At 36.1% G+C, this 25,774-nt stretch carries 25 protein-coding genes and 3 pseudogenes; 6 read left to right on the top strand and 22 right to left on the bottom strand.

The annotated features are described in order from the left end of the window. On the top strand, positions 1–180 hold a 180-nt coding region (locus HMPREF0518_RS00710), incomplete at its 5' end, for an IS3 family transposase (protein ID WP_003625055.1). 20 nt (positions 181–200) lie between these two features. On the opposite strand, the pseudogene HMPREF0518_RS00705 reads toward HMPREF0518_RS00710, so the two are convergent. The 9 genes and pseudogenes from HMPREF0518_RS00705 to HMPREF0518_RS00670 form a co-directional block, all read right to left on the bottom strand. Beyond that, positions 201–905 (bottom strand): annotated as a pseudogene (locus tag HMPREF0518_RS00705) (amino acid permease); the annotation flags it as partial. Continuing rightward, a pseudogene (locus HMPREF0518_RS10510) lies at positions 901–1,023 on the bottom strand (gamma-glutamyl-gamma-aminobutyrate hydrolase family protein); the annotation flags it as partial. The pseudogenes HMPREF0518_RS00705 and HMPREF0518_RS10510, both read right to left, overlap by 5 nt. A gap of 307 nt (positions 1,024–1,330) precedes the next feature. Then, on the bottom strand, positions 1,331–2,704 hold the full coding sequence (locus tag HMPREF0518_RS00700) for an amino acid permease (RefSeq protein ID WP_003625052.1): 1,374 nt from the start codon (positions 2,702–2,704) through the stop codon (positions 1,331–1,333). 35 nt (positions 2,705–2,739) lie between these two features. After that, positions 2,740–4,101: an amino acid permease gene (locus HMPREF0518_RS00695; protein ID WP_003625050.1), complete on the bottom strand. Its 1,362-nt coding sequence runs from the start codon at positions 4,099–4,101 to the stop codon at positions 2,740–2,742. 90 nt (positions 4,102–4,191) lie between these two features. After that, positions 4,192–4,956, bottom strand: a complete 765-nt coding sequence (locus tag HMPREF0518_RS00690; RefSeq protein WP_003625048.1) for a hypothetical protein — start codon at positions 4,954–4,956, stop codon at positions 4,192–4,194. Positions 4,957–5,049: 93 nt separating this feature from the next. After that, a complete protein-coding gene (lepB, locus tag HMPREF0518_RS00685) occupies positions 5,050–5,691 on the bottom strand; it encodes a signal peptidase I (protein ID WP_003625047.1) in 642 nt (213 codons plus the stop codon). A 106-nt stretch (positions 5,692–5,797) separates the two neighbouring features. Further along, the gene (locus tag HMPREF0518_RS00680; RefSeq protein ID WP_003630601.1) at positions 5,798–7,921 is read right to left on the bottom strand and encodes an ATP-dependent Clp protease ATP-binding subunit; all 2,124 of its coding nucleotides are present in this window, start codon (positions 7,919–7,921) and stop codon (positions 5,798–5,800) included. A gap of 284 nt (positions 7,922–8,205) precedes the next feature. Beyond that, positions 8,206–9,129, bottom strand: a complete 924-nt coding sequence (locus tag HMPREF0518_RS00675) for an alpha/beta hydrolase (RefSeq protein ID WP_003625045.1) — start codon at positions 9,127–9,129, stop codon at positions 8,206–8,208. After that, positions 9,098–10,423, bottom strand: a complete 1,326-nt coding sequence (locus HMPREF0518_RS00670; RefSeq protein WP_003625044.1) for a PTS transporter subunit EIIC — start codon at positions 10,421–10,423, stop codon at positions 9,098–9,100. The genes HMPREF0518_RS00675 and HMPREF0518_RS00670 overlap by 32 nt, the downstream gene beginning before the upstream one ends. 88 nt (positions 10,424–10,511) lie before the next feature. On the opposite strand from HMPREF0518_RS00670, the gene HMPREF0518_RS00665 reads away from it, so the two are divergent. From HMPREF0518_RS00665 to HMPREF0518_RS00655, 4 genes are read left to right on the top strand one after another with little or no spacing between them, the layout of a single operon-like run. Continuing rightward, positions 10,512–11,213, top strand: coding sequence for an ABC transporter ATP-binding protein (locus HMPREF0518_RS00665; protein WP_035505240.1), 702 nt, complete (start codon positions 10,512–10,514; stop codon positions 11,211–11,213). Positions 11,214–11,222: 9 nt separating this feature from the next. Then, a complete protein-coding gene (locus HMPREF0518_RS11150; RefSeq protein ID WP_003625042.1) occupies positions 11,223–12,023 on the top strand; it encodes an ABC superfamily ATP binding cassette transporter, membrane protein in 801 nt (266 codons plus the stop codon). Further along, on the top strand, positions 11,953–13,725 hold the full coding sequence (locus HMPREF0518_RS00660; protein WP_003625041.1) for an ABC transporter permease: 1,773 nt from the start codon (positions 11,953–11,955) through the stop codon (positions 13,723–13,725). Before HMPREF0518_RS11150 ends, HMPREF0518_RS00660 begins: the two co-directional genes overlap by 71 nt. A gap of 46 nt (positions 13,726–13,771) precedes the next feature. Next, the gene (locus HMPREF0518_RS00655) at positions 13,772–14,008 is read left to right on the top strand and encodes a hypothetical protein (RefSeq protein WP_003625040.1); all 237 of its coding nucleotides are present in this window, start codon (positions 13,772–13,774) and stop codon (positions 14,006–14,008) included. A 38-nt stretch (positions 14,009–14,046) separates the two neighbouring features. Here the strand turns inward: HMPREF0518_RS00655 and HMPREF0518_RS00650 are convergent, their stop codons facing one another. Continuing rightward, on the bottom strand, positions 14,047–15,663 hold the full coding sequence (locus HMPREF0518_RS00650) for a putative polysaccharide biosynthesis protein (protein WP_020828927.1): 1,617 nt from the start codon (positions 15,661–15,663) through the stop codon (positions 14,047–14,049). 273 nt (positions 15,664–15,936) lie between these two features. Here HMPREF0518_RS00650 and HMPREF0518_RS00645 point away from each other — a divergent pair. Beyond that, a pseudogene (locus HMPREF0518_RS00645) lies at positions 15,937–16,874 on the top strand (GH25 family lysozyme). A gap of 65 nt (positions 16,875–16,939) precedes the next feature. Here the strand turns inward: HMPREF0518_RS00645 and HMPREF0518_RS00640 are convergent. From HMPREF0518_RS00640 to HMPREF0518_RS00590, 12 genes are all read right to left on the bottom strand, one after another. Beyond that, complete coding sequence (locus tag HMPREF0518_RS00640) at positions 16,940–17,614, bottom strand: DUF975 family protein (protein WP_003625036.1); 675 nt, start codon at positions 17,612–17,614, stop codon at positions 16,940–16,942. A gap of 507 nt (positions 17,615–18,121) precedes the next feature. Continuing rightward, positions 18,122–18,280 carry a hypothetical protein gene (locus HMPREF0518_RS10210; RefSeq protein WP_003625033.1) on the bottom strand — a complete coding sequence of 53 codons (159 nt, stop codon included), beginning with the start codon at positions 18,278–18,280 and terminating at the stop codon, positions 18,122–18,124. Positions 18,281–18,394: 114 nt separating this feature from the next. Next, positions 18,395–18,730, bottom strand: coding sequence for a hypothetical protein (locus HMPREF0518_RS00635; protein ID WP_020828925.1), 336 nt, complete (start codon positions 18,728–18,730; stop codon positions 18,395–18,397). A gap of 13 nt (positions 18,731–18,743) precedes the next feature. Continuing rightward, on the bottom strand, positions 18,744–19,133 hold the full coding sequence (locus HMPREF0518_RS00630; RefSeq protein ID WP_003625029.1) for a hypothetical protein: 390 nt from the start codon (positions 19,131–19,133) through the stop codon (positions 18,744–18,746). A 14-nt stretch (positions 19,134–19,147) separates the two neighbouring features. After that, positions 19,148–19,855 (bottom strand): CPBP family intramembrane glutamic endopeptidase, encoded by a 708-nt coding sequence (locus tag HMPREF0518_RS00625; RefSeq protein ID WP_003625027.1) that lies wholly within the window; start codon positions 19,853–19,855, stop codon positions 19,148–19,150. Further along, complete coding sequence (locus HMPREF0518_RS00620; protein WP_003625025.1) at positions 19,840–20,103, bottom strand: helix-turn-helix domain-containing protein; 264 nt, start codon at positions 20,101–20,103, stop codon at positions 19,840–19,842. Before HMPREF0518_RS00620 ends, HMPREF0518_RS00625 begins: the two co-directional genes overlap by 16 nt. 211 nt (positions 20,104–20,314) lie before the next feature. Continuing rightward, positions 20,315–21,259, bottom strand: coding sequence for a serine hydrolase domain-containing protein (locus tag HMPREF0518_RS00615; RefSeq protein WP_003625023.1), 945 nt, complete (start codon positions 21,257–21,259; stop codon positions 20,315–20,317). Then, positions 21,259–22,545, bottom strand: a complete 1,287-nt coding sequence (dltD, locus tag HMPREF0518_RS00610) for a D-alanyl-lipoteichoic acid biosynthesis protein DltD (RefSeq protein WP_003625021.1) — start codon at positions 22,543–22,545, stop codon at positions 21,259–21,261. Before dltD ends, HMPREF0518_RS00615 begins: the two co-directional genes overlap by 1 nt. Then, positions 22,538–22,777 (bottom strand): D-alanine--poly(phosphoribitol) ligase subunit DltC, encoded by a 240-nt coding sequence (dltC, locus tag HMPREF0518_RS00605; RefSeq protein ID WP_003625019.1) that lies wholly within the window; start codon positions 22,775–22,777, stop codon positions 22,538–22,540. Before dltC ends, dltD begins: the two co-directional genes overlap by 8 nt. Before the next feature lie 58 nt (positions 22,778–22,835). Further along, on the bottom strand, positions 22,836–24,074 hold the full coding sequence (gene dltB / locus HMPREF0518_RS00600) for a D-alanyl-lipoteichoic acid biosynthesis protein DltB (RefSeq protein WP_020828921.1): 1,239 nt from the start codon (positions 24,072–24,074) through the stop codon (positions 22,836–22,838). Next, the gene (dltA, locus tag HMPREF0518_RS00595; protein ID WP_003625015.1) at positions 24,074–25,588 is read right to left on the bottom strand and encodes a D-alanine--poly(phosphoribitol) ligase subunit DltA; all 1,515 of its coding nucleotides are present in this window, start codon (positions 25,586–25,588) and stop codon (positions 24,074–24,076) included. Before dltA ends, dltB begins: the two co-directional genes overlap by 1 nt. A gap of 15 nt (positions 25,589–25,603) precedes the next feature. Beyond that, entirely contained in the window at positions 25,604–25,756 is a 153-nt protein-coding gene (locus HMPREF0518_RS00590; protein WP_020828920.1) for a teichoic acid D-Ala incorporation-associated protein DltX, read from the bottom strand. Positions 25,757–25,774 lie beyond the last annotated feature (18 nt).

Genomic DNA, 25,774 nt, shown 5'->3' with positions numbered 1-25,774 from the left:
GATATTTTTGAAAATACATTTAAGACTATGAATGAATTAGATCAAACAATTAAAGAACGTATTCACTACCATAATCATAAAACAGTACTAAAAAAACATACTCCGATAGAATATCGAAATATGTTAATAAAAACAATATATCCTCAATTTTTGGTTCATATCATCATATCAAAAATGTAAGATATTCTTACTTAATCATTCTATTTCCGTTCTCTTTTAGAAATCCAAGCCATAATGAGTGGCAACAATACAAAGCCAAAGACCATCATCGCAATAGCATACCAGTTAACACCAACGATTTGACCAGCGCCATTAGCAACACCAAATTGTGCCTTCCAGTTATATTCAATCAATAAGAAGACCACAATCACAATTGACAAAATCGGTACCACAACATCAGTCAAAACATTCTTATCAGCATTAAGAACATCTTCCTTAGCCTTGCCGCGATAGAACTGAATAACGGCAATTGGCACAACGATAAAGCCTAAGAATCTAACCATCGCACTCAATGTGATTAAGTTGACCATGTTATATTCAAACGTCATCGGAATTAAAACGGCTAAAGCAACTGAAATAAAGAACGTTCTAATTGGAAAGTTATTCTTAGTTCTCTTAGTCAACGACTTAGACATTTGACCTTTACGAGCCATGGCTTCCAAAATACGTGGCGCATTAAAACTAGATGCAACGTTAATCCCAAACATTGAGACAACTGCACCAACCAAGATGACATCCCGCAAAATCTCATTATTAAAGATTGCAGCTACCGCTACTACCTGCTTAGTAGTCATCAAGGCCTTAGGATTCATCACCATCGCAACTGCCACAACGCCGATATAAACTACCACAATAATCAAGATTGCGAGTGGAATCGCACGTGGCAAATTCTTTTCTGGATCCTTCGTTTTGAACTACAGAATCTACGTAATCCTCATTTACATAACTGCGGTGATAACCGGGAAAAATCCCACCATCATCAATAATTACCGAACCTGAAATACCAATAATTGGTTTTGTCATCTGCGCTCCTACTCACTTACTTTTAGTATGTAATATTATATAAAAATCCACTACATATACAAGTAGTGAATTTTATTATTTTTCAATTTTTTATTCTAATCCCTGTTCAAAGCAATATTGTTGTAAAACATATTCTTTAAAATAAAGCAAAGTAAATGCGACTTCACCATAATTTGTTGATTTAATGATCTAATCATCGAGCAATCGTCTGCGATAATTAGCCACAAAATTGCTTGGATATTGTGTATCTCTATGTATCTTAAAATATAAAAAAAGCAGTGAAACAATGTGCTTCAATGCTTAAATTCTATTTTTTCTTACCATACTTTATCACGTATGCCAATACCGCCACGATTAATACTACCGCACCAACCACTACTGAAATACGAGTTTCAGGATTAATAAACATGAAAATAACGATTAATACTAGCATGAATAAGGCAAAGTAATTCGAATATGGATAAAGTGGCAGCTTAAAGGGATGCTTCTTCATGAGCTCCTTGTTTTTACGTCTAAAACGCAATTCTGCCAGCAAAATTACAAACCACGCTACCATTCCTGGTAAAACGGATGAACTATATACAACTACGAAGACATTTTCTAATGACTTACTAAAGAATTGCAACAATACATTCATCATAAAGCCTATGAAAATCCCTGAAGTAATACCAATAATAGCATGACTAGGAACAATACGCTTTGAGACATAACCAAATGTCTTAGGTGCATAGTCTTCATGTGCCATCTTATATAGCATTCTACTTGAAGAATAAATACCTGAGTTGGCCCCAGATAAAGCAGCTGTTAAAACTACAAAGTTAATGACTGAAGCTGTAGCAGTAATCCCCACTTTAGCAAAAGTTGTTACAAATGGGGAACCAATATTGCCTAATTCATCCCATGGATAAATCGTAACAATTACGAAGATCGCACCAACGTAGAAGATTAAGATTCGCCATAAAACTGACTTAACGCTCTTAACAATTGCTTCTTGAGGATTAGCCACCTCACCAGCTGAAATACCAATCAATTCGATCCCTTGATAAGAGCCAACGATGATGGCCATCGAGAACAGGAATCCTTTTATCCCGCCAGTAAAGAAGCCACCGTGACTCCATAAGTTAGAAAATCCTACCGGATGACCGCCATTGCCAAAGCCGAATAAGATGACCATGAAACCTAAAATGATCATCAAAATAATGGTTACTACCTTGATCATTGCAAACCAAAATTCTAGGGTGGCATATGCCTTAGCACTAGCTAGATTAGCTAGTAACAAAAAGGCAATGATAACCAACCCAGCAATCCAGTCAGAGGTTCCTCTCCACCAGAAACGCAAGTATTCAGTAGTGGCAACTACTTCTGAAATACCTACAACCACATATTGAAAGACATTGGCCCATTCAGCCAAATATCCCGCAATTGGATGAACATGTTCTGCAGCATAATCCGCGAATGAACCGGTTCCTGGGTCCACGTAAAGCATTTCGCCTAATGCTCGCATTATGATATATAAAATCAGCCCCACAAACATATAGGCTAATAAAACTGAGGGCCCTGTCCATTTAATTGTTGAAGCAGAACCCATAAAGAGTCCAACTCCAATCGCTCCCCCAAGCGAAATCATTTCCATTTGACCGGCCGTCATCGACCGTTTTAATTCAGGTGCTTTTTTTGCCATATTCAACTCCCCTTTTTAGCATCTGCAAATATTACCTAGGAAATATTAATTATTTTTCTCATTTTTGGCACAAAATTATAACTAATTGCTAAAACCACTACAAACAAAATTGAAATGATTAAAGCTAATTGCGTACTTGGAATAAAGAACAACAAAATTAAGACAGCAAAATAAAATACAATTGTTAACCAACTGGTTAAAGGATAGCCAGGCATTCTAAATTTACCGAGGTTGTTCTTATTCTTTTTCCGATAAACAATGTGCGCAAACATAATCATGATCCAGACAATTACAAAACAGATAGTTGAAACTGTAGAAACTACATCAAAAATCTTCGCTGGCATCACATAATTCAAGATTACCACAACAAACAAAATAATTGATGATGTAGTCAAAGCATTCATTGGAATAGCTTTTTTAGTAAGCTTACCCAATTTCTCTGGTGCATGACCATTGCGAGCTAATGAATACATTGAACGACTCGTTGAGAAGATTGCACTATTGGTTGCAGACATTGCAGCCGTTAAAACTACAAAGTTAAGTACACCAGCTGCGGCAGTTACACCAATTCCAGTAAAGACCTGAACAAATGGACTAGACGTAGTAGTAATTTCATTCCATGGATAAACCGACATAATCGCTATCGTTGATCCCACGTAGAAAAGACCTATTCTTACTGGCAAAGTGTTAATTGCTTTAGGAATATCTTCTTGTGGATTAGCTGTTTCACTCGCAGTTTGACCAACAATTTCTACCCCAACAAAGGCAAAAACTACCATTTGAAATGAAAGCAAGAAACCCCACGGTCCAGTTGGAAAAAAGCCACCATGACTAACTAGGTTAGTCAATGATACTATACTGCCTTTAACATGCGTCTGAAGCAATATCATGATTGCCCCAGTAATAATTAAAGCGATAATAGCAATAACTTTAATCATAGAGAACCAGCTTTCAAGTTCTCCAAATAACCCTACATTTACCATATTAATTAGCATCAATAAGACCACGATTACCAATGGACCGACCCATTGTGGCAGCCATGGGAACCAATAACGTAAATAAATCCCTGTAGCGGTTAAATCTGCCATGGCCAAACTAAGCCAACAAGCCCAATAAATCCAACCGGCTATAAATTCAGCACGTTTACCTAAATATTTTTTAATCGATTCTAAAAATGAATGACTCTCAGGATCAGCTAAAATTAGTTCTCCCAAAGCTCTCATCATAAAAAACGTAATAATACCTACAATTAAATAGGACAAAATAATTGAAGGGCCGGCGCTACGAATGGCTGAACCGGAACCCAAGAAAAGACCTGTACCGATTGCACCACCTATTGCAATCATTGTTACGTTACGACTTTTCAATCCCCGCTTTAATTTCTGTTTTTCATTCACAGTTATCCCTCCCTTCCTTATGAATAAAGAAATAGAGCGTCTATTTCTGCAATGAAACAGACGCTCCATTAAAATTATCTTTGTTTTTAATTATAAAACCTTCTTACTTTTTGTGCAATTATTTTTAGCTTTAATGCGATTATTAAGATATGCAGTAAAGATTACAATCGCTAACATAATAATCACGAAAACTATTACAGGTACTGTTGGCATACCAAAGAAAGGCAAGCATGCAACTACTTCAATTACAAATAATGCTGTGGTAATCCAAGCAATTTTACCGTGGTAAAAGTTTAACCAGTTAATAATAGCGTAGATAATATCCAAAATAGCTAGCAGCATGATGCCATAAACAAAAAGATATTGGCCCCACCGCGGCAATGACCAAATCATCCCACCAGAGACTTCCAGCATGAAGATAAGCATAAAAGCCACAATTCCAACTTCAAAGCTAAGAATGATTTTCATGAAAACATTTAACAAATCCCAGTTGTCATGGTACGTATTCAAGTTAAAGTAAATCAGTCCTAACACGCCGGGTGATACAAATAAAACCATCATCCATGAAAAGAGAATGTCACTGCCTTGAAAGACTCCCAATGGTATTCCTGCAATAGATTGAGCAATAGTTAATAACAGTGTAATCACCAAAGAGGCAATCATCACAATTTGAATCCATGATTTTTTATCTTCAAACCAAAAACTGATAGCCGCAATGAAATATAAAATTCCGTAAATCGAAGCCAATACTAAAGAACGACCTGGCATTTGCAAAGCAAACGCGAGAATTCCCGAAGCTAGTGCTAAAAGCGTTAAGACGATTTTAATAATTAAATTGAATGTTTTTCTACTCATATTTTTATCCCTTTACTCGAATTATATTATTTCAATTATACAAAAGATATGAACTAAACAAAAAAGGATATTTCCTCGGAAATATCCTTTTAGTTAATAAACTTTAATTTGATTTAATGGCCAGTATCTTAATTTCACTACACCCACAATATTTTTGCGTTTAATCGTACCAATGTAACGACTGTCCTTTGACACGCTGCGGTGGTCACCCATTACAAAGTATGTTCCTTTAGGGATTCGATTCGTTTTATTAATATATTTTAATTGTGATTTAGTATAGAATTGTTGATATTGACGTGATCTAGCCAGAGACTTCATAGTAAAGTTCTGCGTAGCTGAGTAAAATGTATCAGTACCGTTGTCAATCATATCCTTACCCTTAGTTAGCCAAGGTTGAGCAATCTTTTTGCCATTAATATAGATCTGGTTATCTTTGCTGACAATCTTTTCACCAGGCAAGCCAATAACACGCTTGATATACAAAGCGCTTGGTTCATCTGGTGCCTTCACAATGACTACTTCACCACGCTTAATTTGTGCATGACGAATGGAGATTAAACGATCCCCATTTTGAAAAGTAGGCTGCATCGATGGACCTGAAACTGTATCATTACTCAATACGAAGTGAAAGAGTAAGAAAAAGATCCCCATTAAGACTGCCCAAATAATTACAATATCACGGAAGAATTTCCCCCATGATTCGTTATTCTCTTTTTTATTTGTTTTATCTGTCATTAATAAACCTCATTCATTATTATGTTTTTCAAACTTTCTATATTATACATCATGCACAAAAAAGGATATTCCCGAAGGAATATCCTTTTAATTTAACGAAGTAAACTTAGTCTTCTTTTTTGTCTTCAGCCTTAGCTTCGTCTTCCTTGACCTTTTCTTCTACCTTTGGAGAAATGTCAAAGATTGCTTTGCCGTTCAAGTACAAGTGCTTGTCATCAGCAGTGAATTCAATCTTCTTAGTGTCAGGTTCTCTTAAGATTAACTTAGCAGCTGGAGTTTCAAGGTTTTGTTCAACAACTCTTCTAAGTGGACGAGCACCAAACTTCTTGTCGTAGCCTTTTTCAGCTAAGAAGTTCTTAGCTTCATCAGAAACTTCTACAGTTACGCCCTTCTTAGCAAGTACGTGGGACATCTTCTTCAAGTAAATGTTGATGATCTTGCCCATGTCTTGTTCAGTAAGTGAGTTGAATGGTACGATTGCGTCCAAACGGTTCAAGAATTCAGGTCTGAAGTAGTTTTCAAGAGCTGAGATTAACTTGTCTTGATCAACCTTGCCATCTTCAAGCAACTTGTCTGAGAAGCCTGCGTTTGAAGTCATAATCAAGATAGTGTCCTTGAATGAAACAGTTCTACCTTGAGCGTCAGTCAAACGACCGTCATCCATAATTTGAAGAAGTGCGTTGAAGACTTGTGGGTTAGCCTTTTCAATTTCGTCAAACAAAATCAATGAGTATGGTTGGTGACGAACTTTTTCAGTTAATTGACCACCTTCACCATAGCCTACATAGCCTGGTGCAGAACCGATCAACTTGTTAACAGCCATTTCGTCTTGGTATTCACTCATGTCCAAACGGATTAAGTGATCTTTGTTACCAAATAATTGGATAGCTAATTGCTTAGCAAGTTCAGTCTTACCAACACCAGTAGGACCAGTAAGTAAGAATGAACCAGTAGGACGATCGCTGTCTTTGAAGATTTGCTTACGAGCAATAGCGTCAGTAATTATGTCAATAGCTCTGTCTTGGTCAATAACGTTCTTCTTTAACTTCTTAGCCAAGTCTAAGTTCTTTTGAGCTTCATCTGCGTGAAGTTCGCTCATAGGAATCTTAGTCTTTTGTTCAATAATTGCGTAGATGTCTTTTTCAGTTACTTCTGGAGTATTCTTGGTATCTACGTTCTTCAATTGCTTTTCAAGTTCAGCAATCTTAGTCTTAATTTCGCTAGCCTTGTCGTAATCTTCAGCCTTAACAGCTTCTGACTTCTTAGCTTCAAGAGCACTGATTTGGTTCTTCAAATTCTTTTCATCAGTTGGTTGTACCAAAAGTGCCTTCTTAGCACCAGCTTCGTCCATTAAGTCAATGGCCTTATCTGGTAAGTAACGACCTTGAATGTATCTTTCTGATAATTCAACAGCTAACTTAAGACTATCGTCACTGTATTTTACGTGGTGGTAATCTTCATACTTCTTCTTTAAGCCTTTCAAAATCTTGATAGCTACATCTGTAGTTGGTTCAGGAACTTGTACAGCTTGGAATCTACGTGATAAAGCTGGATCCTTTTCAATTCTTTGGAATTCACTTGTAGTAGTAGCACCGATTAACTTCAAGTCACCGTTAGCAAGAGCTGGCTTCAAGATGTTAGCAGCGTCACCGTTGTTGTTTTCTGAGTCAGTTGAACCAGCACCAACAATGTTGTGCAATTCATCGATGAATAAAACTATGTTAGGATCGCTCTTAGCCTTGTCGATAACCTTCTTTAATCTTTCTTCGAAGCTACCACGAAGACTTGAACCAGCAACCATGTCATTGATGTTTACTGAAATAATGTGCATGTTAGCCATCTTAGCTGGTACATTGCCTGAAGCAATTCTTTCAGCCAAACCTTCTACAATAGCAGTCTTACCAACACCAGCAGGTCCGATTAATACAGGATTGTTCTTCTTACGTCTTGATAAAATTTCAATAACGTTATCAATTTGTTCATCACGACCAATAACTGGGTCGAAGTTATTCTTCTTTGCTTCTTCAACTAAATCCACACCAATTGGCTTTTCATTTGGTTGTTGTGGATTTTGTTGGATGGTTTGAGGAGCTGAACTCATATTGCTTGAGTAATTAATAGGAATTGAGCCGGAATTACCATTGCCGCTTCTTCTACCGAAGTCATCATTAAAGAATGAGCTGTTCAATTCGTTAAATAAGGTGTCAAAATCATTGTCAAAGTATGCCATATCTGCAAATACCTCCATCATAAACTTGATCATTAGCACTCAAAGCCTTCGAGTGCTAATTAATTACACTTATCAGTATAGCCGGTTATCCACAGATTGCAAGCATAACTTTAAAAGTTTTCCACATTTTTCTTTTAAATTGTGATGTTAATCTATAAAAAGTACCAACATCGTTGATATATAAGCGTTTATATTGCTTCACAATATCTAAAAATTTTATTAAGAAGGATGAAAATATGCGCTTGAAGGACTACAAGGTGAATGAGTTATCCACAGGATGAATATTAATTCTGATTATTTTGTCCATTTTTATCATTATCTTGCTTTTTTCCTTGGCGCGTTATCTCTTGATTATTCTTAATTGGTTCTAATAAATATTGTTGAATAACCTGGACTACTTGCTGATTTTGAGGCAAGTCAGAGTGATCAGCCTTATCGCCAGTGATTGTCATCGCAGTGTAACTCTTTACTTGATTTTGAAAAATATATTTTCCTGCCGCAGCACTAGCTTCTGGTACAATCCCATCTGATTCATAATTTTTGCCTCCAGATACAGTATACACCACTAAGCTCTTAGGGAGTCTATTTTTGCACTTAATAAAATCTTCCAACATTTGTGTTTTATGGTTGATATTTTTTTCACTAAAATTATACGGAGTACCCACGGTCATCAAGCGTTTCATAGTGATTTCATCTGAATAGTCTGAATAATAATGTTCTAGCCAATATGTCCAAATCAGACCTCCATTTGAATGTCCGAAAGCCTTAAAATTATTAAATTTATAGTCTTGTGAAATTGCTGCAAAAGCTTCATTCAACCAACCAGCTTGTTTTTTGATATTGCTATAGCCATCTTTATTGTTTTTAAAACCAATAATAATAAAAGGCTCATTATCATTCTTGTTAATCGAACCGGAATAAGATAAATTGCCATCAGTTGAAACATTGATTTTTAATACACTGTGTTTGGTCGGAGTATTTTGATTCAATAATTTAACCAATTGATTAAAGCGTTCAGTAGTTGCACTAGAACCGGGCACCATGATTACTGGAGACAAAGCGGATTTCATTCTTTGTGCTCGAGCTTGGTTATCCTTTTTCATCCACTTATAACCAGGAATAGCGAAAACCATGACTATTAATAAAACTAGGGCAATCCATTTTAAATTGGGATTTTTAAGCAGATTCTTGGCCTTTTTCATATTCATAAGCTTTAAGTTTCCTTTCTATCCTTTGTCCTAATAATGAAATTGGTATTAACATCAAAATATCTAAAATGAATAAACACATAGAAAAGACTAAATTACTCCAGTTTCCGTTAGAACCGAAAAATGAAATAAGAATTCCAGGCGTCCCTTTTAATACTGGATAAACACATGGGGTAATAATATGAAGAAAAATTGCTATTGAGGCAATAATAATATTGATTACGGGGATCAATACTATAGGTAAAAAGAGTACTGGGTTTAAAATGATGGGCATCCCTATCATAAAGCCCCACGTTGAATTAAACGCAACTGGCAATAAATTGGCTTTTGCAATATTTTCTGTCTCTTTATTTTGATGCGACAATAAAATAATTACTATTAATGCTAAAACTACGCTAGCACCACCCATTGCGCCATAAGGGTAAACGAGTGAACTACCCAAAAATTTATATGAAACATTCCATGAACCACCATGCTTTAATGCATAACTGAGGTTATCGGTAGCAACACCACTTGTAAGTGCTGTGGCTGTAGATAATGAAGTCAGCGGATAACCAATACCAATCCAGCTTAACAGCATAACGACAAATGCTAACGGAATAATTTCCAATAAATTATTTGAACTTTGAATTTGGATAACTAGTTCCTTAAAGGTACTTGAACTTAATATTTTGATTTGCAATTCATAAATAATAATTCCTAAAATCATCCCTGCGATAATAGAAACAGACGCTGGCAATAGCGCATTCCAGGCACGAGCTCTAACACGGTGAACATGCTCAAATTCTACTGGCTGGCGATTTTTACCTAGCCAGTGGAAAATTTCACCTACAGCATATCCAATTAATAAAGCTAGTAACAAAGCGTTGATTTGCAATACGCTTGATGAAAACATTGATTTATTACCAAGCTTATTGCCTACATTATTTGCATATGCGCAAAACATAATTACCATAACTGCAGTCATACCAGCTAAAGTAGAATCTTTATGGTATAAACGCGCTGTATATCGAGCGGCAAAATATGCCGCATAAAGGCCAAATAATCCAAAAGTTACCCGTACAAAGCCGTTACAAATAAATGAACCAGCATACCATATCTTGTCAGGCATAGTTTCATCAAAATTCAAGATATTATAAATAAAACTGTCTGGTGAAAAAACAGCATCACGTATCAACTTAAAATATGAACCGATAATTGCAATTGGCATCAGCATTCCCAAAGTTCGCTGAAAAATTCTAAATATCGGCAGTCTTCTTATTATAAGAATAAGACTGGTTATTCTCTCTCCCATAGCTTTTCCCTTTACCTATCTTCAATAAATATGATTGAATGAACTTATATTAATCCCATTATACAATTATGCTAGGAAGTTGATAATTATAGCTTATATAGAATTGAAAAATAATACTAAAATTTATCAATCTGGGTATACAACTATTTATACCAACAAAGATATTACTTTTTCTATTGATAAGGGAGAATTAGTAGTCATTTTGGGCTCTTCAGGAGCTGGCAAGTCAACGTTGCTGAACATTTTAGGCGGGATGGAACCTAATACAAGCGGTGACGTGATTGTAGCAGGTAAAAATATTGGATCTTATAATGCCAAACAATTAACAACTTACCGCAGAAATAATGTAGGTTTTGTCTTTCAATTCTATAATTTAATTCCTAACCTAACCGCAAAAGAGAATGTAGAATTGGCAGCGCAAATCGTTCCGGATGCTATGAATCCAGATGAAGCATTAAGAGAAGTCGATTTAACTGATCGCGAGCAAAACTTTCCTGCTCAATTATCTGGTGGTGAACAGCAACGTGTAGCGATCGCACGTGCTATCGCTAAAAAGCCAGAATTATTATTGTGTGATGAACCGACCGGAGCACTGGATTACAAAACTGGTAAACGGATTTTAAAGATTCTGCAAGACATGAGCCGAAAAAATGGCTCTACTGTACTGATCGTTACTCATAACACTGCTATTGCCCCAATTGCGGATAAGGTGATTCGTATTCATGATGGCGGTATTCAGAAGATTGAGACTAATGATCATCCTGCCGATATCAGTAGCATTGAATGGTAGGTATTAACGATGCGTAAATCGATTTTATGGAAGGATGCTTTTCAAGTTATAACGCACTCGCTTGGTCGTTATATTGCAATTATTTTGCTAATAGGTTTAGGTACCTTTGCCTTTGTAGGACTAAAGATGGCCGGTCCCGACATGCGTGCAACAGGTGCTGACTTTTTTGCTAAACACAACTTAGCTAATGTGACCGTTACTTCTAACTATGGGATCAATTCAACCGACCGAGCAACTATTAAAAATTCGCCCGCAGTTAAGCAGGCTACCTTTGGTTATTTGCAAGATGCAAAGGTTAAATCTAACCAAGATGTTTTACGGGTATTCTCTCAATCAAATACTCTTTCAAGCTATGAACTAATTAAGGGGCATTTCCCAGAAAATAATAAAGAAATCACTCTTTCATACTTGCTTAAAAAGAAGTATCACATCGGTGAAAAGATTAGTTTTACTAAGCCAGGAATTCTAAAGAATAAAACATATAAAATTGTTGGCTTTGTTAAATCCAGTGAATTTTTAGATAAAACGCAATTTGGTCAAACTAATATCGGCAACGGTCGACTAAGTGGATTTGCCGTTACAACGCACAATGCGTTCGCCTCACCTGTTTATCAAGTTTCACGTGTAACTTTTAAAAACACTGCTAATTTGAGCCCATTTAGCGTCACTTATCGCAATCGCGTATACCATGATCAAAACAAACCCCAAAAGGCATTAAATAAGAATAGACAAGACAAATATGATAAATACGTTCAATTATATAAACAGCAATATCAAAAGAGGCATCCCTATTACACCCGGTCAAATTGAGGTACCTAAAAATAAAATTAAAATTGATTATCCTAGCTACACTATTAGCAGTCGAGAAGAAAGCCAAGGATATTCATCTTACCGAGCTGATTCCGAGCGAGTTGAGGTTTTAGCCAACGTCTTCCCTGTTTTCTTATTTGCAGTTGCCGCATTAGTCAGCCTAACTACCATGAGGCGTTTTGTGGAAGAAGAACGCACCAATATCGGTACTTTTAAGGCTCTGGGATATGGCAATGGCAGTATCGCCATAAAATTCTTGCTTTACAGTACATCTGCTACAATTTTAGGTGTCAGCTTAGGGTATACTTTCTTGCCTAATCTGATTATCAAAGCATACCTAGCAAGTTCCACCTTAGGTAGTGATTACCAGTTAAACTTTGCTTGGGGACCACTACTCATTTCATTGATCATCGCACTACTTGCCACTACTGCTATTTCCATGCTCACGCTTTATCAAACGCTAAGAGAAAAGCCCGCCGCATTGCTTTTGCCAAAGCCACCGAAGAATGGTTCTCGCATTTTGCTAGAACATATTTCTTGGCTATGGAAGCATATGAGTTTTTCTGCCAAAGTTACTGCACGAAACATCTTCCGTTATAAGAGCAGAATGTTAATGACTATTTTTTGGGTAGCGGGCTGTACTGGATTATTGGTCATGGGCTTTGGGATTCGAGATTCTTTACAAGGCATTGGAAATATTCAATATTCTGCTGTCCAAAAAAATGATGTCATCGCTTTAAAGAGTAAACACGTTACTAAGAAAGAACAGAATGAATTAGATAAGATTTTTAAAGAAAAAGATATTACGCAAACAAATCCCGTGCAATATCAACAATTAACCAAGCACCTTAATCAAAGTGGCTCAACCGAAAATATCATGATGATTGCACCAAAATCAGCCACCAATTTTAGGAAATCAATTAACTTGAGAGAAAGACAAAGCAAAAAGAAACTTGCCTTGCCTAACGATGGTGTAATTATTTCTGAAAAATTGGCTACTTTATTAAATGTCAAAAAGGGTTCAACTATTTCTCTAAAAAATAGTGCCGGAAAAACTTATCACTTTAAAGTTAAGGGCATCTGTGAGATGTATTTAGGCCATTACATCTTCATGAATCAAACAGAGTACACCCGAGCTACCGGGCAAAAATATACGGCTAATGCATATCTCATCACTATGCGAAACCATCAGCCGCAAGAAGTTAACCGGATCAGTCAAAAATTAGTCAAAACGGCCGCAATCGAAACTGTGGTTTCTAATTCTTCTAACAGAAAAATTTTGGGTAGCTACACCGGCAGTTTGAATGAGGTTATCTTCATCTTGATTTTGATTTCAGGGATGCTCGCTGTTGTCGTTATCTACAATTTGACTGACATCAACGTTGCCAAAAGAATCCGGGAACTTTCTGCTATCAAGGTGCTATGCTTTTATGATAACGAAGCTACCATGTATATCTACCGAGAAACTATTATTCTTTCCGCACTAGGAATCATCGTAGGCTTCGGTTTTGGTTGGTGGCTGCACCACTTCATCATCACCAGCTTGCCACCTGATGCCGCAATGTTTGATCCAAATATGTATCCACTTAATTTTGTCTTTTCCGCATTAATTCCAGCAATCATTACCGCAGCTTTAGCAATTGTGGTTCACCACAAAACCAAAAAGATCAATATGCTAGATGCTTTGTCATCAATTGTTTAGCAGGCCTTATGCTATAATGCCTTTATAGAAAAGGGTGGGAACAAATATGCCAAGAAAACACTTTGAATTAAATAGCGATATTGCTAAATTAATCGATAAATATAATGAAATTAATGACACTGATTTTAACGAATTAGTCAATAAAGCATTGAGATTCTATCTCGTTAATCAAATGAGTTACAAAGACGTTCAAGACGCATTAAAAGAAACGGATGTAGAAACGTCAAGATATGTTGATGAAGCAATGCGCTCCAGCATGGGCGACATCAATCGCAACTATTAAAACTACTAAAAAAGCAGCAGGTTGTCCTGCTGCTTTTTCTATTCATAATGCTTATAACGATAATATCGATAACCGATTTTTTTGCCAAAAATATCCTGGGAAATTCCCATTAAGTTGGCAATTAATATGTATAATCCTAAAAAGACTAAACCAAAAATTGCTAAGTAAATTAAACTGCCTACTCGACCTAAATGATCAAAGTGATTTCCTATCAACAATTGATAAATAAATAAAATGACTACATAAATTTCGTTAGTAACAACAATTGGCAATAAACTAGTTAGGCGAATGCTATAGGTCTTGTTAAGCTTATGGTAACTAAGCCAAATAACGATTAAAAATGAGATATCCGTAGATAAAATTGCACCGTCCGCATTCATAAACATGGTCATCGGAACCTGCAAGATCACTTTAAACACAATCCCCCAAACCATGTAAATCACGGCTAGTTTATTCATATTCAAAGCTAAGAGCAAAGTTAAAGAATTCATTACTAGTCCGGCTAACAAACTTTGAACAATATTTTCAACCAAATAATATGCGCCAAGACTATCATGAGAAAACAACACCGTATAAATTGGTGATGCCGCAAATACACCTGAGGCTACTACCGGTAACAATACAAATAAGAGCAAGCGATAGTTTTCTAGCAACAACTTTTTAATGCTTTCTTGTCGATTTTTATTTTTAAACTTAAGACCGGCCAATAATGGCAAGCTCGTTTCAGATACAGCGGTAGCCAAAGAAATAATCACTGTAGTAATCTTGCTTGGATTGGCTGAAAAAATCGTATAAATGTAACTAACGTAGCTGCTAGTGAGGTGATTAAAGTTTATCAAGACCTGCTTGAACAACAATTGATCCACTAATTGAGTAACTGTAATAAAGGAACCCAATAAAACAAAAGGTATGGAAGCATACCATAAATTAAGTAAGCTTCGCGTTACGTTGTTTAAAGCTCGCTCCTCGCTGCTTTCAAGGAGCTGCTTATAATGTCCCCACTGCTTGCGTAAATACGCAAAGAGGTATAAATGGCTGGCAATAGCGCCAACACAGGCACCGAATACACTAAAATAAACTGCAATTACGTAATTGTGATGAAAAACTTCAATCACTAAGAAAGTTGCCAGCAAAATAAAGAGAATTCGCGCAAATTGTTCCCATAATTGGGAAATACCATATGGCTTCATATCGTTATTTCCCTGGAACCATCCTCTTACCATACTCATTGATGGCAAAATAATTACAGCCGGTACCAAAACCCGAATTGAAATTGTAGCACTAGCTACAGAATCTACTGGACTGTTTTTGGCAATAATTGGTGCAGTTGCATATAGCAAAATTCCACAAGCTAGCCCCATTACCAACATGATAATGAGACCCAGCTTAGTAATATACAAACTGTCTTTATATCTATTTTGTGAATTTAATTGTGATACTTCCCGGGCAATAACTGAAGGAAGCCCTGCGGTTCCAACAGATAAAAATAATGCGTATGGTGTATACGAAGAATTAAACAGAGCTTGTGCATTCAATTGGTTGTGATAGCTCCCCAGCATAATCAACCAAGGAATTAAATATACTACTCCTAGAATTCTCGATACGATACTACCAAATGATAGCCAGAACGAACCCGATAGGATCTTTTTGTTCAACAGTAAAACCTCAAATCTACGTTATCTCATTGTGCCTCATTAATTATACGTGGATTTTTTTATTTTTGGGAATAAAGGGGCTCCTTTTTAGAGAAATTTAGTCGACAAATAATACAGATTGGTTACATTAGTTACCATATTATTACCTATAGTTTAATTTATCGTTAGGAAGCTTGACCCGCTTCGGAATAATCATTATGATTGAAATGTTTCTATATGAAAGTTACTGATTATTTATAATTCTATTAATAAAAAATTCATGGGGGATTTACGTTGTTATTTAAGAAGAAATTTATTACTAAATTAGCATGCGTTGCTATTTTTTTAACTACAGGTATCGCTGCAGTAAAAGCTCAAGCTCCACAAACTGTTCAAGCTTCAACTACTTCAGTTGCTGCACGTTCACTTGGTATTGACGTTGCTAGTTACCAAAGTGCTGATTTGTCTGCTCATGCTAGATCTGGTGCCAAGTTTGCTGTAGTTAAAGTTAGTGAAGGTACCAGCTACAGAAACCCTAAGGCTAGTGGTCAAATTGCTAGTGCACGCAGTCAAAACATGATACCAATGGGCTACCACTTCGCTACTTTCAGTGCAAGCACTTCAGTTGCTAAGCGTGAAGCAAACTACGCTATTTCATCAGCTAAGGCTGTAGGCCTTAACCCAGGCTCATACCTTGCTTGTGACTACGAATCAGGTGACGGCAACAATATCAACATGGGTAAGAACCCAACTGCTAATGCAATTATTGCTTTCATGAAGAAAGTTAAAGCTGCTGGTTACAAGCCACTTCTTTACGCTAGTTCATCTGTATTGAAAAACAACATTAACACTAACAAAGTAGTTAATGAATTCCCTAACAGTTTATGGGTTGCTTCATACGCAATCTCAGGTCGTATTGATAATCCAAACTTCAATTACTTCCCATCAATGAAAGGCGTTTCAATTTGGCAATTTACTGATAACTGGCGTGGTCTTAACGTAGACGGTAATATTAACGTTTTACCACTTTCATCATCAGGTAGTGCAGTTTCTCAAGCTCCTAGGAAGAACACTGGTAAGGCTCGTGTATTGAAGCACAAGGCTTTAAAGAAGAACCATCTTTAAAGAAGAACCATTCTGTTACTGGTCATGGTAAGAAGAAGACCATCAACGGTAAAAAGTACTACAAGATTGGTAAAAACAAGTACATCAAGGCTGCTAATGTCTACTAAAAATAATTAGTTATCAAAAAATGCACCAGGTAAAAACTTACCTGATGCATTTTATTTTGCTCTTTTTACTTTAAGAACTTATCGCCTGCAATGTGACGGTAAAAGTTTGCTTTAGCAGTTTGGTAATATGGAACAATCCATAATAGGCCTATCCCTGCGGTTAAACCGCCAAGCAAGAACCATCCAATGAAACTTAAGTCAAAGATAAACAAATCCATCTTGTGACCCTTCATGAGCTCCTTGCTGGCGTTAATACCATCGGTTACGCCAACTTGCTTACCGCTGGCTACCATATCCTTAACAATGTATGCTGTCATTGAATATGAATAAGATTTTATAATACCTGGGATAATTAAAAGAATAGTCCATAAAAATGTAAAAATACTCGTTAATATAAAGTTAAGACATTCTGGAACAAAACGATTTTCCGTAAATACGGAAAATGCAGCCATATATGTCTTTTCTTCTTTTTGATTATCTCTTAATTTCAAAAATGAAATTGCTAAACTTAAAGCAAAGAAATCGCCAATCCAACCTAGAAGAGATCCTAATGGACTAAGCCATTGCATCAAAAAACTATTTCCATCATAGTTCATATAAATCTCATCGAATCTATGTCCACAACCCGTGAAAACACCAACGATGATTGCATTAATTAAAAAGACGATTACTGCCCAGCCCCAATTTCCACGTAAGGCTTGCTTGGCATTGTCTTTCAATCCTTTTCTTGTAACAGCCATTTTCCCACTCTTTCTATGTCAGTTACATAATTAGTGTCGCCTAAACGTAGATTATAGTCAATGAAAAACGGCATCAAAAAAGCCTAATTCCACCAACACGGAACTAGGCTCACACAGTGTTGACCGCCATCTCTGACCACATATAGAAGATAACATTTTCGCTACCGGAGAAAATGACTACTCCTAGTGGCGGTACATGAAAATTCTAGCATTCAAAAATATAAAAAACAAGCAAAATGACACGGATTGATACAGATTGTTATTTTGATAATTACAATCCACAAATAATTGCAATAATGCCAAAGATAATTTGTAACACTGCTATTGCAAGATGACCCGCGTTTTTGCCTTCTTTGAGGGGATGCTCAGCATTAATAACTTTGTGAACTTGCCAAGCGTTATAAATTCCAATAATTGCTACAAAAATTCCTGCAACAATTGCAGTCCACTTATAGATAGCACCGTTATTTGCATTGCTAGCAGACCATAAGATAATCAGATCGACGCCTATGATAATCCGATTCTTCTACTATTGCATCCAACGTTGGCAGCATTATATCCTTTATTACCAGCAGCTTGCTTCATGACGGAATTACTTACCTGAATTTGAACAATACCCATTATTACAATGAAAACAAATACACCATATGTAACTAAAGTTGCCATAATATTCGCAATTTCTAAAATCTATTTGCTATCTATCCCCTAAAAATTAGATCACAATATTGCACATAACCCCATAATTGCAGCAGCAATCACAATTGCATAAGTCGCAATTACTTACCATGAACTAATTAATGGCTTATTTTGTGTCTTTAGTTGTTTTCTCATTTTGTTAGCTCTAACAAGAGCAAAAATAGCAGCAATCCAGAACAAAATACCACCAATAATCGACATTACATGCCCTGCATTACTTATAGCTTTTACATTTCCAATCATTACTAAAATTGGGGAAACAATAAAGAAAATACCAAAAACAACGCCACTCCAAATTGCAAACGGAGCTGTAGTCGGACGAATCTTCAATTTTTTAATATTTTGTGAATATCGGTACGTCAAGTAAAGCTGCAAAATTCCTAAAAGAATTAAAACTAGAGAAATAATGATAATTACCATTTTCTCCACACTTTCACTTAAAAAAGTTCAGAAATCCTGTAAACAGTAACACAAAAGCGATTAAGTAAGTTTGAACCACTTCAAGATTACTGTCATCTTTTTTCAATTTCTTTGACATTTTTCTACCACGTCTAAAAATTGCCAAAGCTGCGAGCATTAATAATATTCCTACAATTACATAAAAAGTGTGACCAAATTTAATATTAGTAATTCCCGTCATAAAAGTTATTGATGTCAATATCAAAACCACGCCAAAATATCCCCCATAAAAGATTACAGCAGGTGCTGTCGGTAATATCTTTGCTTTTTTATCCCATTTATAGAAGCCATACACGCGATATAATTGCCAAACACCTAGTAACAACATAACGGTATAAAAACCAATCATTACCCAATCAATCATAATATTGGCACTTTCTAAAAACTAAAATTCTGTCTAAGCATTATTCTTCTAGCATTTGCTTGTAAAACTTTATAACGCTTACCGGTTAACATCCAAATAGTTAACAAAATTGGAATGATGACTTCTATCACACAATAAATTATAAAAATGCTATTGCTCGTCGAAATACCTATTGGTTGTAAAAACATGAAGTAATCATACATACCATGAATTATCATCATAGCCCAGAGTTTTCCTGTATAAAGATAAATAATTGCCCAAACAAGACCTCTTACAAAAGCCATAATTACCTGGGAAATAGCAGCAATAAATGGTTCATCCATCACATTAAGCAAATGAAAGGCTCCAAAAATCATTGCGCTGATAATAACTACAAATGTTACTTGATGTTTAGTTTCCTTAAGACATTCTAACAGTGTAACGATAGACAAATATCTGAAAGTTTCTTCTGAAACTCCTGTAGAAATAGCATCAAAGAACGGTTTCCAAGCAACACAAAACGATGATTGCAGGAATGCTTGGCTAATAAATCTTGACATTGCCCCTGAACAAATATTCCATAAAATATCCCAAATCACGAAAATTATTAAAACTGTTAAAACTAAATATGACCAATTTGAGCTAGTCTTAAATTTTAAATTTGGATTTAGTCTATGATCCCAGCAGTAAGTCATGTAGCAAGCGGCTATTAAAAATGCAAGTGCTCCTAAATTAGCATACATTTCAACAATGTCATCAGTATATGCGTGTAATTCATAAACCTCATAATCTTAAAAAATTCAGCAGGCTGTATATTAATTCTGCTCAACAATTTTACGAAGACAATTATATCTAATGTTGCTTTTCCATTTTTCCAATTGCTTAAATGGGATTTTGAAGTAATATCCTTGGCAACTTTTTCTATACTTATTCCCTTACTTCTTCTCAGTTCTTTAAATTTACTGCCAAAATTATAACTTTGATAAACCATCTATGAAAGGAAACTCCTATTATGAAAATGACATTTAAAAAATTTATTTTAAATATTATTATTGGTGGAGGATTAGAAGTTGTTACCCATCCATCCTTTTTGAACATATTGACTACAATTAAATTATAAAGCAAGATACTCTTTTGCACACTTTAATATATCAACCTGTTTACATACAAAAAGACGAGGCTCAACGCCTCGTCTTTTCTCTTTAATTAAAGTGCAGCATTATCGACATAATGCGGTTTACTTTCTTTTTAATCTTACCAAATTCACCATGAGTAGTGTGATTATCCTGAATAATAATCATATCCTTAGCACCTTTGGTAGTACGCAAAAAGGTGTAATAACCTTCGCCAGCACCATTCGCTGCCTTGTACTTCTTCAAGTTGTAAAAGCCGCCGTTGTAATATGACGGTGCCTTACCCTTGAAGAGCACTTTTCTGCTTTCTTTAGTCAGTAATTTACCATGTAGGATATACTCAATCGTTTTTGCTAAATCAGCATTAGACATCACAATAGAACCTGCACCTAATTCATTATGTGCATCCTTCACAGCCTGATCATGATCAACTCTCATGAATTGACCAGAACTTCTTTCGTAACCTGGAACCCAGCCAGCAGATTTCAGCTTAGCCATGCTTGACCATAAAAATTCGGTTTGCTTTAACTTAAGCGGCTTGATGTAAGTCTCACGGAATAGCTCTTCATAAGACTTATGTTCTAGCTTAGACAAGATACCGCAGAGGTAAATATAGTTCACCGCAGTATAATGCCACTTACCTAACTTTCTTCCGTCAAACACGGTGTATTTTGCATCGTGAGCAATATTAGCTTCATCAGAAATAAATTTCGGTGTCCCCAATTGCTGATCGGTTTCTAGATCTAATCCAGAAGTCATGGTTAACAAGTTGCTAATCTTGACATTATCTGCACCATCTACGTTAGGGTAAAACTTGGAAAGCGGATCATCTAGTTTCAGCTTTCCCTTTTGCACCTCACGCATAACCATCGCAGCAGTCATTGATTTTTGCACTGAATTAATCAAATAACTAGTGTCAGTACTATTATTTGTAGCGTACTCAAGTAAAGGTTTTCTGTTGCTTGTTACCAAGACAGAGCCTTTAATGCCTAAACGATCAATAGCCTGGCGCACTACTTTGCTTTTAAACTGTTCTTATTAGTCAAATCAACGCTCTTAACATCGTCTTTATTCTGCCACTTCTTGGAGTAGTAGTAGTTAGACATGTAGTAGTTGTAGCGTCTATTTGGTAATTCCATGAATGGCTTAACAGCTTGATCAACTGCAACCCATCCTTTCCAACCTAAGTGAATAGTATCTTCCATGAAGTACTTTTCATTGCCACGTTTTGAAAGATCAACTACATTTTCAAAGCCTTGGTTAACCAGTTGGTGTTCAATTTTAGCAACAGATTCCTGGTACATTTTTTCTGATAAACCAGTGTACTTCATCCATTTTCCGTTAATTGGAGGAATAATGAATAATACATTAGTGTGTTGCTTAGCAAATTGTTCAAGCATCAATTGGAAGTCACCATATTCAACTGAATGGACATAGTCGAAATGACGTTGACTACCTTTCAAACGCTTCAATACCTTCTTAGGCAAACGAGTTCTATAGAAAGTATTGTCAATTCCTAAGTTATTTGAATTAGTATGCATTGCAGCTTGTTCTGCAGCAACCTTATTCAAAGCCTTAACAGAATATGCACTTGGTAAAACTTTTGCTTTCTTTTGAATCTTATTTACACGATCGCGCAATTGGAATGCACTGAAGAAGTTATCTTCATTACTCAACATTCTGCGACGATTATTTAAGTAAAACTTTTGGAAAGTAGTTAGTTTCTTGCCTTCCGCAATTTGTTGAAGACTATTCTTGATTTCGCCCTTAACGTCTGGCATTTCAAGCAAACGCTTAGCAGCGTAACGGTCAGTCTTATTATTCTTAGCACTTAACAAGAAATTGCATGCTTGAAGTGGTGAATAATACAAAGCAAAGGCATTAGGATCTTGACCCTTTTTGGTAAACCATTGTGGTGAAATAATCACAACAGCCTTTTTATTCTTAAGTTGCTTAGCTGTGCCTTGCATCCCCAAAAATTGAGCCAAAGATTGACTACCTGGACCACCAAGCAAGAACGGACGGTAATTTCTATGATACTTTTCCGTAATTACACTAGGGTGCAATGGGTCAAATCTTGACAATTCACTTGAACCATAGAAAGGCACATAACCGTCATTAAAAGCTTCTTGCTTCATTGTACTGCCTTTAAAGACAGTAGTATTTTGTGAAACAGCGGCTTCATAGATTGTTTGCTTAGAAAAAGTTCTTTCCCAGGGAATAAGGAATACAACTAATAAAAGGATAAAAGCGCAAATAACTGGGCCAAAAATTTGCCACAGCCGGCGTTTATTACTCATTTTCTAAGCTTTCCACCTTTGCAACAATCTTATTTGGAGTATCCCATTCAGCACGGTTGAATTCTGAAACAGGAACATCAATATCAAATTTTTCTTGTAAGCTCAAAAGCATTTGTACACTTGCCATTGAGTCCATCAAACCATTGTCAAAGATGTTTTCATCCATTTGATCTGATAAATCTTCACCAGTTAAATCGTTTAAAATATCTAATACGCCTTGTTTAGTGTCCATAATTAATACCTCTATTCAACACAAATACTTAATTAATATCATTCCATATTATATAAGCTTATTTCCAACCAAACCATAGTTGACTAAGAAATCCTGAGAAAATCAAGAAACTGAAGCAAACTACGTTGAAAGTCAGGAAAATGGCGAACCATTCAGTAAACTTATTATGTGGAATTTGTTTCTTATGCTTTATCTTAAATCTGAGCCAAGCATCGTTGATACAGATTGCTGCGGCATGGAAAATACCGTAAACAATGTAGTACCAAGTAAGTCCGTGCCAAAAGCCCATGATTAAGAAGAGCAAGAAATAAGAAACTTGTGACAATCTATTTCGATTCTTAAACAATTTTTTCTTTATTGCAAGGAAAGTGAATCGCATGTAGATGTAGTCACGGAACCAGAATGACAAAGTCATATGCCAACGGTTCCAGAAATCTTTAATGTTCTTAGAAATAAATGGCTTATTGAAGTTCATTGGGGTATGAATGCCCATGAAGTATGAAATTGATACGGCAAATAGTGAATAACCTGCAAAGTCAAAGAACAAGTACATGCTGTAACAATACATGTAAGCAAGTACCCACCATGAAAGCTTCAAACCACCATTTGCATTACCAACTGCTAATGCAGCGGCAGTGATCTTTGGCAACCAGTAAGTTCCAAAGAACCAACCAATAACAAATTTGTATAAAAAGCCTTGGAATAAATATCTTACTGCATATTGTAAGTCAGTAATATATGCATCCCTTGTAGGAACCTTTTCATAATCCTTCTTAAATCTACGGTAACGATCAATAGGACCTGATGAAATGGTTGGGAAGAAGAGCAAGAATCTTGCATAAGTTACAGGATCTACCTTCTTAATCGCACCATCACGCATTTCCATGATAACTTGGACATTCTTAAAGGTTACATATGAAATACCTAAGAACCCAATTACAAAGCCAATGGAATTATCAGGGAAAGCTGTCAAATACTTAACTGCAGCTAATGGAATAATTGCCAAAATTACTGCTAAGCTAAATACCCAAGTCTTATTTTTACCGTGATGACGATAATACTGATATGCAAAGGTCAAGATAAACTCATAAACCAGCCAGATTAATAAGTTAACCCCTTGCTGCCAGTGACTACCATCAAAAATCAAGAATAAGAAAACAATTGAGAAAATTGCTTCATATGTCTTGAAACGATGACCGAAGTATAATCCCAAAATGATTGGAATTAATGCAATCATCAAGTAAACGAAATATTGCGGATTTGAGTAAGGTTGTAAGTTAATGAAATTGAAATTCACTACTTATTAACCTCCTTAATAACCGCCTTGATGTCTACCTTGCCGTTTTGTGAAATTGGCAATTTATCTTGGTAAACAAAACGTTGTGGAATCATGTAAGGCATAACATTCTTAGCCAAATCTTCACGAATCTCCTTAGTTAAGGCAGCTTCTGAATGTTGATGCGCTACGCCTTGCTTCAATTCGATTTCTGCAACGATCTGCTTAACAGTGTGATCTTTACTATATTTAGGAACCGCAACGCCATAACGAACGTATTTGTTCTTAGTTAAGTAGAAGTTGATTTCTTCAAGTTCGATTCTGTAACCATTGAACTTGATTTGGAAGTCAATTCTACCACGATAAAAGAGCATATCGCCGTTAAAGAATCCGGCATCCCCACTGCGGTAGCTAGCATACTTTTTACCATCTTCATGGAAGAAAGCAGCTTCTGTTTTTTCTGGGTTATTCATGTAGCCCTTTGAAACGCTTGGACCGCTAATAATGATTTCACCTTCGCCAGGCTTATCACCCTTTGAAGTATCAATTGTAATTTCAGTATCTTCTTTTACTTTACCAATTGGCAAACGATCATACTTTTCAAGTACTTCATCAGTAATTTCAACTTGAGTAACGGCAACTGTAGTTTCAGTTGGACCATAAGTATTGAAAATATGACTAGCAGGGAATTTCTTCTTAAGCATGTCTGCTTCACTATGTGGCAATTCTTCCCCACAGAATAAGAAGTGAGTCAAATCTGGGTGATGTTCACTATCAAAGGTCTTATCCAAGAAGCACATTTGTGCAAATGATGGTGTAGATACCCATACGTTAAATTGCATCTTTGGCAAAGTTTGGAACAATTGGCCAAAGTTTTGGGTAACATCATGTGGAAGTACCACTAACTTACCAGCAGAAACAAGTGCTGGGTAAAGACTCATAACTGATAAGTCGAAAGAATATGGTGCTTGTGCCAAGAAACTTGGATTTTCTGGCAAATTAAAGTCTGATAATTCCCAGTTTACGAAACTAAGCAAATTGTCATGACTAATTTGTACACCCTTAGGCTTACCAGTTGTACCAGAGGTAAAGATAATGTAGTAATTATCGTCACCTTCGACAAAGTCATCTTCATTAACAGTAAAGTCACCGTCTTCAACTTCACTAGCCTTAAGTACTTGAACGTCAGATAAATCAACATCTGGTAATGGATCAATTTCCAAAACCATTGGTGATTTTGAAACGTCTTGGATCATAGTCAAACGTTCAGCGTTTGAGTAGCTAGCAATTGGAATATATGCGTGACCTGACTTAACACAGCCAAGGAAACTAGCGATCACTTCAAAAGTTTGACCGCCCCAGATCATGATTGGGGCATGATCCGGAATATCCATAGCAGCAATCTTGTGTGCCCACGCATTAGAACGCTGCTTAAGTTCGCCATATGTATTGGTTTTACCAAGATAGTCGTAAACAACACGATCTGGTTCTTGTTCAGCTATCTCGTCTATTCTCTTAATAACATCTTGAATCATGTGACAGCACCTACCTTAAAATTCGTTGTAAATGTAATGAACTGAAGTAAGTCCACTATATTCATACAAATAAATAAGGGCCATCAGGATTCCAAAATAAATAATTGTTTTCAAGACAAACATACCGACGCGTTTGCCCCGAGAATCAATTTTTGTTTTCTTATCCATTATTTCTCCCTCAAGTAA

It is taken from the genome of Lactobacillus helveticus DSM 20075 = CGMCC 1.1877 (assembly GCF_000160855.1).
In the GTDB taxonomy this organism is placed as follows: Bacteria; Bacillota; Bacilli; order Lactobacillales; family Lactobacillaceae; genus Lactobacillus; species Lactobacillus helveticus.
Note: the sequence above shows the minus strand (reverse complement) of the source record. Positions and strands in the feature narration are given on the sequence as shown.

Excerpts from the sequence above, each read along its gene's own strand:
- HMPREF0518_RS00700 (WP_003625052.1), bottom strand. The coding sequence starts at position 2,704 with ATGGCAAAAAAAGCACCTGAATTAAAACGGTCGATGACGGCCGGTCAA.
- HMPREF0518_RS00690 (WP_003625048.1), bottom strand. The coding sequence starts at position 4,956 with ATGAGTAGAAAAACATTCAATTTAATTATTAAAATCGTCTTAACGCTT.
- lepB (WP_003625047.1), bottom strand. The coding sequence starts at position 5,691 with ATGACAGATAAAACAAATAAAAAAGAGAATAACGAATCATGGGGGAAA.
- HMPREF0518_RS00680 (WP_003630601.1), bottom strand. The coding sequence starts at position 7,921 with ATGGCATACTTTGACAATGATTTTGACACCTTATTTAACGAATTGAAC.
- HMPREF0518_RS00675 (WP_003625045.1), bottom strand. The coding sequence starts at position 9,129 with ATGAATATGAAAAAGGCCAAGAATCTGCTTAAAAATCCCAATTTAAAA.
- HMPREF0518_RS00670 (WP_003625044.1), bottom strand. The coding sequence starts at position 10,423 with ATGGGAGAGAGAATAACCAGTCTTATTCTTATAATAAGAAGACTGCCG.
- HMPREF0518_RS11150 (WP_003625042.1), top strand. The coding sequence starts at position 11,223 with ATGCGTAAATCGATTTTATGGAAGGATGCTTTTCAAGTTATAACGCAC.
- HMPREF0518_RS00660 (WP_003625041.1), top strand. The coding sequence starts at position 11,953 with ATGATAAATACGTTCAATTATATAAACAGCAATATCAAAAGAGGCATC.
- HMPREF0518_RS00655 (WP_003625040.1), top strand. The coding sequence starts at position 13,772 with ATGCCAAGAAAACACTTTGAATTAAATAGCGATATTGCTAAATTAATC.
- HMPREF0518_RS00640 (WP_003625036.1), bottom strand. The coding sequence starts at position 17,614 with ATGGCTGTTACAAGAAAAGGATTGAAAGACAATGCCAAGCAAGCCTTA.
- HMPREF0518_RS10210 (WP_003625033.1), bottom strand. The coding sequence starts at position 18,280 with ATGGCAACTTTAGTTACATATGGTGTATTTGTTTTCATTGTAATAATG.
- HMPREF0518_RS00635 (WP_020828925.1), bottom strand. The coding sequence starts at position 18,730 with ATGGTAATTATCATTATTTCTCTAGTTTTAATTCTTTTAGGAATTTTG.
- HMPREF0518_RS00630 (WP_003625029.1), bottom strand. The coding sequence starts at position 19,133 with ATGATTGATTGGGTAATGATTGGTTTTTATACCGTTATGTTGTTACTA.
- HMPREF0518_RS00625 (WP_003625027.1), bottom strand. The coding sequence starts at position 19,855 with ATGTATGCTAATTTAGGAGCACTTGCATTTTTAATAGCCGCTTGCTAC.
- HMPREF0518_RS00620 (WP_003625025.1), bottom strand. The coding sequence starts at position 20,103 with ATGGTTTATCAAAGTTATAATTTTGGCAGTAAATTTAAAGAACTGAGA.
- dltD (WP_003625021.1), bottom strand. The coding sequence starts at position 22,545 with ATGAGTAATAAACGCCGGCTGTGGCAAATTTTTGGCCCAGTTATTTGC.
- dltC (WP_003625019.1), bottom strand. The coding sequence starts at position 22,777 with ATGGACACTAAACAAGGCGTATTAGATATTTTAAACGATTTAACTGGT.
- dltA (WP_003625015.1), bottom strand. The coding sequence starts at position 25,588 with ATGATTCAAGATGTTATTAAGAGAATAGACGAGATAGCTGAACAAGAA.
- HMPREF0518_RS00590 (WP_020828920.1), bottom strand. The coding sequence starts at position 25,756 with ATGGATAAGAAAACAAAAATTGATTCTCGGGGCAAACGCGTCGGTATG.